The sequence below is a fragment of the bacterium genome (assembly GCA_021372615.1).
In the GTDB taxonomy this organism is placed as follows: domain Bacteria; phylum Armatimonadota; class Zipacnadia; order Zipacnadales; family UBA11051; genus JAJFUB01.
The window spans coordinates 20,406-28,225 of record JAJFUB010000060.1 but is presented as its reverse complement, the minus strand read 5'-3'; the positions used below and the strand labels follow the sequence as shown (position 1 = coordinate 28,225).

Genomic DNA, 7,820 nt, shown 5'->3' with positions numbered 1-7,820 from the left:
GCCCCCCCCGGGGGGGTGGGTGCGGTCACCGACCGCGACCAGGACGCGGGCCAATCGCGGTCGGTGACCGCTCCCACACCTGGCCTGCAGTCGGTGACCGCTCCCACACCTGGCCTGCCCCGGCCCACGCGGCGGGGCATGAACTGCCTCATTCTGCTCGATGAACTCGGCGCCGGGACCGACCCGGCCGAGGGGGCGGCGCTGGGGCAGGCTATCCTCGAAGAGCTGCACGCCGCCGGCTGCCTGACCGTCGCCACGACCCACTACAATGATCTCAAGGTGTTCGCGTACGCCACGGAGGGCATGGAGAACGCCTCCGTGGAGTTCGACATCAAGACGCTGCAGCCCACTTACCGGCTCATGATCGGCGAGCCGGGCAGCAGCAACGCCCTGCAGGTGGCCCAGCGTCTCGGGCTGCCCCGGCGCATCGTCCAGACCGCCCGCGAGTTCCTCGGCGGCGAACGCCTCAGCGTCGAGGACGCCCTGCGCGAGATGCGACAGAGCCGGGCGGACCTCGACCGCCAGCGCAAGCAGACGACCAAGGCCCAGCGCGACCTGGAGAAGCTCCGGGCCCAGTACGAGCGGAACATCCAGGAGCTGCAGGCCCAGCGCTCCGAGGCGATGGAGCAGGGCTACGACCGGGCGCTGCAGATAGTCCAGCGGGCCGAAGAGGAGGCGCGGCAGATCATCGCCGAGCTGCAGCGCCAGCCGCGCCAGTCTAAAGTGACCGAGGAGAAGCGGCGGCAGGTGGCCGAGCTGCGGCAGCAGATCGAGCGGGAAGCCGCCGAGGCGCCGGTGGCGGAGTCGTTGGAGGGGCCGGCTATCAGCCGGCCCGCCGTTAGCGACGAGAGCCCCAGAGCGCCGGAAGCAACGAACGGCGGGCCGGATGGTATTCGGCCCCTCCAGACGGCCTCCTTCGCCGCCGGGCAGACCGTCCGCCTCAAGACGATGAACCGCGAGGGGCGCATCGTCGAGCGCCTGCGGCAGGACCGCTACCTCGTCGAGGTCGGGCGCATACGGATCGAGGCCGCGGCTGAGGACCTCGAGCTGGCCGAAGAGCCCATCAGCGAGGAGGCCCGCCGCCTCGCCCACACCATGCAAATGCGCAAGGCCCCGACCTTCCACCCGGAGATTGACCTGCGTGGCACGACCGTGGATGAGGCCATTCTGACGCTGGAGAAGTACCTGGACGACGCGCAGATCTCCGGCGCGACGGAGGTCCGCATCGTGCACGGCAAGGGCACCGGAGCGCTGCGGCAGGGCATCCAGAAGTTCCTGCGCAGCCATCGCGGGGTGAAGTCCTTCGGCATCGCCCCCTTCGGCGAAGGCGGCGACGGCGTGACGGTGGTGGAACTCAAGTAACCTGGCCTGTGGGAGCGGTCACCGTCCGCGACCGGGACGCGGGCCACTCGCGGTCGGTGACCGCTCCCACGCCGCACCCCCTGGAGATGCGATGGCCACTTCCGTAACCATTCCTGAACCCGCGCGTGAGATCCCCCTGCTGGGCGAGTACGACGTTGTCGTTGTCGGCGGCGGCACGGCGGGCGTGATGGCGGCCGTCGGGGCTGCGCGCGCCGGGCGGGGTACAAGCCCCCGCCTTACAGTGGGCCTCATCGAGCGGTGCGGCAGTGTTGGTGGCGCGGTCAACATGGGGCTGATGGGGCACTTCGGCAACCGCTTCGTGACCGAGGACGGGCGGCCGATCGTCGGCGGAGCGCCGCTGGAGTTGCTGGACCGCGTCATCGCCGCCGGGGCCACGCCGTATGCCAACCGGCAGGAGGCCTTCGCCGCCGGGCACAGCATCTTCTACCGCCATGAACACGCCGGGCAGGCGTGCCTGCAGATGCTGCAGGAGGCCGGGGTGGAGCTGTGGCTGCACGCGTGCTTCAGCACAGCGCAGGCGACGTCGGAGGGCCGCTTGGACGTCATCTTCGAGACCCCGGGCGGGCGTGTGGCCGTGCGGGGCCGACAGCTCGTGGACTGCACGGGCGGAGCCAACGCGGCCGAGGCGCTGGGGGCGGCGCTCGCGACCGGCGGGCACAAATCGTGGGGGCTGCTCTTTGAGATGGGGCTGGTGGACCTGGGGCGGTATGAGGCCTTCCTGGAGGGGCTGCCGGACGAGGACCCCGAGTGGGACGCGTGGCTGGCGAGGACCCTCGGCATGAGCCCCGAGGAGCTGGAGCGCGACCCGTACTGGTCGGAATGGCTGGAGGGGCGGCGGCGGGCGTGGCCGTTCCGCCCTGTCCTCCGCGAGGCTGTGGATGCGGGCGACCTGGCGCTCATCCGCGACCTGCCCGACGGTGGGCAGATCCGCTACGGCTGGGATGGCTTCTGGCCCGAGCCGTGGCACGGGGCTGACGATGTGACCGCCAATGTGTGCATGGTCACGGGCCTGGACCCCAGCGGCCCGCGCGCGACCACGCAGGCCGAGATCGCTGCCCGCACCTACGCCTTCGAGTTCCTGGCCTTCGTGCGCAAGTACCTGCCGGGTTTCGAACGGGCCGTGATCCGCACGATGGGGGCGCAGACGATGCCGCGTGGGGGGCGAGAGATCATCGGCGAGGCGCGCCTGACGGACCGGGCCGGCGAGCCGCTGGAGCAGCGCGAGGACGTGGTCTGCCTGGCCGGCGGCAAGCAGGCCGTGGGGCTGCCGCTGGGCATGTTCGTGCCGCAGGGGATACCGAACGTGCTCGTGGCGGGGAAGTGCGCGACGGACGGCTACTCGGTGCGGGCCAGCGTTACCTGCATGGCGGCCGGCTATTCCTGCGGCATCCTGGCCGCGATGGCCGCGCGGCAGGGCGTCACGCCGCTGAACCTGGGCCCGGCGGCCCGGCGCGAGGAGCTGGAGCGGCATGGCGTCATGCTCGTGCCCGGGGAGCTCCCGGCGACACCATACCGCATGATCTGGGAGCAGCGCCCCGGTGTCCCGGCGTTCGACACCGACGACGGGGCGCAGCGGGCAAAGAAGCTGTCGTGAGGGTGGAGCGCGGGCCTTCCAGGCCGCGCCGTCGTTCTCCGCGGGCTGGAAAGCCCGCGCTCCAACTGCTGCTACCGCCTGATCCCGGCCACGGCCTTCAGCACCACCAGTTGGTCCCCGGCCTGGCCTGTCTTCCAGCTCACCTTCTGCACCGGCAGCCACGGATTGTCGTTCACGTAGGTGACCTGCCACAGGCGCACCGGGTCAGTGGCGGGGCCGCCCTGCCACCCCAGCCGTGTGGTCAGGTACGGCGGCAGAGCCGACTGGTCGAGCGTGCCGGTCCACGCCCCGAAGCTCGGCCCGACCTCCTGGCCCATCCGCAGCGTCGCGGCCTGCGTGACGCCATCGCCCCGGGCCACGGACAGGCCGAACGTCCCGCCCGCCCCCTGCGTGCCGATCAGGAAGTACAGCACATCGGCGTTCAGGTCCACCGGCAGCTCGGCCACGCGCTTGGCTCCCTGCAGGACGATCGCCGTCGGCTCAGGCGGGAAGACCACGCGCACCCCCTCGCACGTCGTCTCAATGCCCTTGAGCAAGGCGCCCAGGCGCGCCAGCCGGGCGTCCGGGCCAGCCAGCTTCGTCAGGAGCCTGGCCGGCAGGGCAATCTCGCGGTACTGCAGCGTCTGAGGCGGCGGGAGGGGCAGCTTGCCCTCCGGCGCCGCGACTGCGGGCGCCGGGGCGGCGGGCTTGGCCGGGCCGGTGGCGGCCGGCGGCTTGGCGTCGGTCGGGATCTCGTAGGCCCCGGCGCTGCGCATCCGGTCGCCGGGGCGGTCCCTGCCCTCGCAGTCCACCGCGATGGCGCCCACGACCGGCGCGATCCCGATCGCCGGGCTGCCCGGCTTGATGTGGAAGTCACCGTTCTCGGGGTCCAGCAGCAGCGGGTCGGCCACGATCGAGTGCAGGTCGTTGCCCGTGTCCTTGCGCCAGCTCTCCAGGTCGTGCCACACCTTCTCCCCCCAGTTGAACCACCACGGCAGGCCCTCGCCGTTGTTGCGGAAGTACACGTTGCAGTCAGCCACATTGCCCGCAAAGAGCGCCGGGTTGTTGGCCGGGTTGGGCAGGATCAGCTCGGGGCGGTAGTTCCAGCCCTTGGGCTTGAGCTTCGGGTTCATGTTGTTGCACAGGATGTTGCCGAAGATCTGGTTGTTGCGCGCCGGCACGATCCCCCACTCCCCGAAGCGCTCCACCGGGCCCTGGCGGTTCACCCCGTGGGACACGATCCCCGACATGCCGTTGCCGTAGCAGGTGTTGTAGACCACCAGGCAGTCGCTGGAGCTGGACAGATACACGCCGCGACCGGCGTTGTGGTGCAGCCGGTTGTTGGCGATGACTCCGCGGTTGGCGATCTCGTAGTGGATGCCATTGCCCTCGTTGTAGGCCGACTCGCAGTTGGTAATGAAGACGTTGCCCGAGTCATACGAGTCGATCCAGATGCCGTCGGCGAAGTTGCCGATGGCCTTGTGCCGGTCAATGAGCAGGCCGCGCTCCCACGGGATCATCTTGATCCCGCCGGCATGCCAGCCTGTGGACCACCGCCGCCAGTTGTTGTAGCTGGTCTCGTTGCCGATCATGCGGCAGTGGGCCAGGCTGTTGCCGCCGATGCCGCTGTTGCCGCACCAGTTGAACTTGCTGTTCAGCACCTCGACATAGCGGCCGGTGAAGCCCAGCCCGATGGCGTCGCACCAGGTCACCTCATTGTCCTGGAAGATGATGTGGTCGCCGGTGAGGATGACCGCGGGCCAGTTGATGTAGTTGCCGGTGCTCGTTTGCGACATCTTGAGGCCTTTGACGATCAGGAAGTCGCTCTCGGTCTTGAGCAGGAACGGTCGCACCCCGACCTCCATGGTCGCCTGGTTCGGGTCGCCTCCGTCCTTGAGCCACACGTATAGCACCTTGGCCTTCAGGTCGTAGTAGAACGAGCCGGCCGTCATGTCCTTGATCGACTCCCCGACCCGGCCCCGCCAGCGCCCACCCTCGGTCAGGTACGGTACCATCTCTCCGGCGATCTGCTGCAGGCGCTCGCCGTTGGCGAACACGAGCTGTGAGTTGACCTTCCAGTCCGGCTTCTTCCAGATCCTGCCCTCGTGCTTCTCCCAGCCGGTCACGACATCGGAGCCCTTGATGATGACCTCCTCGCCCGGTGCGGCGGCGATGACCGTTGGCTCCGTCCAGTCGGCGGCTTTGGTCTTGAACTCCAGCGTCTCGCGGTAGACACCGGCGTGGATCGTGACGCGGTCGCCGGGCTGGAGCTTCTTGAGCGCGGCCGAGATCGTCACGAAGGGTGCTTCCGCTGTGCCGATGTTGGTGTCGGCGGCGCCGGGCGCCTTCTGGCTGACATGAAGGGTGGCGGCTGGGACGAGAGTCGGGAGTAGGAGGAAGACGAGCGGGAACAGTCGGCGCATGGTGACGACTCCCTTGGCGTGGAGCGCGGGCTTTCCAGCCCGCGCCGTCGTTCTCCGCGGGCTGGAAAGCCCGCGCTCCAACGGCTACGGTTGCGCCTGCTCGTCCGCCGACAGGAATAGGCGGTCGAGCTTCGCGCCGTCCTCACGGACCTTGACCTGCAGGAAGGCGATGCCGGCAGGCAGGTCGAGTGCCAGCGGCGCCGGGGGATTGCCGGTGGTGACACGCACCCACTCCCAGGCGGTGTGGGTACCGGTGTGCCAGTCGGTCTGCGGTAGTAGCTCGCCGCGGTCGTTGGCGAGGGTGACGAAGAAGGAGTCATCGGTGGGTGTGGGCGTCAGAACGCGCCCCCACAGCCAGTACTTGCCGGCCCTGGCCACCTGCAGCTTCCAGGTGATCGTGCCGCGCCCGGCGGGGCCCCGCTCGCCCGGCTCCCCGGGAACCCACACGCACTTGCTGCCCGAGGCGTCCTGGTCGTCGGCGACGGTCATCAGCGGGCGCACGAGCCCAGCCTCGGCCTCCCAGTAGGCGCCCTGGCCCGGCGCGACGGCGACCGGCGCAAGGGCATCGAGGCCCATCTCCCTGGGCCGCACCGGGTCGAGGAGGTCCTTCCCCAGGTCCTTGCCGTCCACCGCCAGAAGGGCCCGCAGCGGCTCGGGGGTGAACGCTGTGTGCTGCCCCCATGGGGGCGCGGCACTGACTGCGACGGGGCCGTCCACGCCGGCGACTTGCACGCTCGCACCGGTCGGCGACAACTCCGCGCCACCCGCGGCCGCCGCGAACTGCGCGCGCCAGGCGGCGAAGGCCGCGTCGTCGCGGAGGCCACTGCCCGCACGGACCCACAGCGCCGCCATCGGAGCCTGCGCGACGCTCAACGGCTGGCCCTCGACCTCATGCCGCACAACCAACCGCACGCAGGCTGCCTTGCCGGCATCATCCACGAGGAACGCGGGCGCGGCGCCGCCCGCGATGTCCCGCCCGCCCAGCAGCTTGACGCCGACCGCCGCCGTGCCCCGCCGCAGGATCACCGGCTGGCCGTATGCCACGGGCATGTTCACCGGCGTCTTGCCGTCGAAGCTTACGGCCCGGTCGCCGACCCACCAGGCGTCGGCCTGGCGGGGCAGCACGAGGTTGGAGTGCAGCACCGTGGCTTCGGGGATGAGGGTCCGGTCGGTGTAGATGACCAGCCCGACAGCGTCGCTCGTGCGCTGGCTGCCGGCCCAGAAGGCGCGCAGGTGCAGCGCCTTGGCATGGATACCGGTCGCGAACTTCACCTGCCCGTACGGATCGTTGCGGCCGTCGGCGATGAAGTAGCCGCGGGGCTGGCCGCGCTCGGCCGGCAGGTCCACAGTGAGCGGCATGTCCGTGAGATCGCCGTACGCGCCGCCGCTCGTGCCCAGGGTCACATCCGGCTGCAGGAAGTGCACCTTGAACTCCGCCGGCCCCGGCCCCCAGGTTTGCTGCACCAGGCGGGGCAACTGCGTGTCGGCCATCTGCTTGAGCGCCGCCGGGGGCTGCCAGCGCGTGAGGTAGGCCAGGATGTCCGGGCCCCGGCCCTCCGGGGTGGGCAGCCAGCCCGCGGCCATCAGGTGCGTGTCCAGGTAGCCCAGCCCGGCCACATAGTCATACGTCCGGGCCTGGCTCCCGCACAGTCGCTGCGTCGCCGGGTGCCAGTTGGCCGCGATGTCGGTCCAGGAGTACCGGAGCAGCGCCTCCGCCTGCCGCTTGACGGTCTCGTTGCGCGAGTAGTGCAGCATCAGTGCGAGGTCGGTCAGGTCCACCGCGGCGTAGGTGGGGCTGTCGTACTCGTGCGTGCCCCACTTGCAGGTGTACGCCAGCGCCTCCTCAAACCGCGCCACTCCCTCCTCAACCGCCTTGGGGCGGTTCAGCAGCTCCCCCAGGACAATGAGGTTGCCGGCGTTCATGAAGACGATGTTGGTGTAGTCCACGGGCACGCCGTGGCGCATCAGGCCCTCGATCCCGAAGTCGGTCAGCTCCTGCAGTTGCACCCGCACTTCCGGGGTGAGTTTGTCGGCATGGCGCGCCCAGATCAGCGCCGCCGCCTGCATCGAGAAGTCCACGGCGTTCCAGTCGCCGACCCTGTCGTCCCGCCAGTACCAGCGGAAGTTGCCGTACGTCGCGCTCTTCGGGTCGCGATCCTGCATCTGCGCAGCCAGGTCAAACAGGCGCGGCAAGCGGTCGAGGAACTGCCCGCCCTCCAGGTAGGCCAGGGCCATCTCGAACAGGCTGCGCGCCCCCAGGCCGGGGCTCGGCGGGTCGCCACAGTTGCGGAAGTTGCGGTCGGCGCCCCGCAGCGCCGGGGCCAGGAGGGGGTCGAGGTCTGCCCGGGCGGCCAATGGCAGGGCCAGCGAGATGATGAGCAGTGCCGCGAGGGTCAGGCGCATGGCGGTGCTCCTGCGTGGTGGTCACGGGCATGGCGTGC

Annotated in this window: 4 protein-coding genes; 2 read left to right on the top strand and 2 right to left on the bottom strand. The window is 70.3% G+C overall.

Annotation, left to right across the window (positions count from 1 at the left end; all coding sequences use genetic code 11):
* A partial coding sequence (locus LLH23_09200; GenBank protein MCE5238656.1) for a Smr/MutS family protein occupies positions 1-1,362 on the top strand: 1,362 nt, incomplete at its 5' end.
* A 91-nt stretch (positions 1,363-1,453) separates the two neighbouring features.
* On the top strand, positions 1,454-2,977 hold the full coding sequence (locus tag LLH23_09195; GenBank protein MCE5238655.1) for an FAD-dependent oxidoreductase: 1,524 nt from the start codon (positions 1,454-1,456) through the stop codon (positions 2,975-2,977).
* A gap of 71 nt (positions 2,978-3,048) precedes the next feature.
* Here LLH23_09195 and LLH23_09190 read toward each other — a convergent pair whose 3' ends face one another.
* Both LLH23_09190 and LLH23_09185 read right to left on the bottom strand, forming a co-directional pair.
* Positions 3,049-5,379 (bottom strand): right-handed parallel beta-helix repeat-containing protein, encoded by a 2,331-nt coding sequence (locus LLH23_09190; protein MCE5238654.1) that lies wholly within the window; start codon positions 5,377-5,379, stop codon positions 3,049-3,051.
* 84 nt (positions 5,380-5,463) lie between these two features.
* Positions 5,464-7,782 carry a hypothetical protein gene (locus tag LLH23_09185; protein ID MCE5238653.1) on the bottom strand — a complete coding sequence of 773 codons (2,319 nt, stop codon included), beginning with the start codon at positions 7,780-7,782 and terminating at the stop codon, positions 5,464-5,466.
* Positions 7,783-7,820 lie beyond the last annotated feature (38 nt).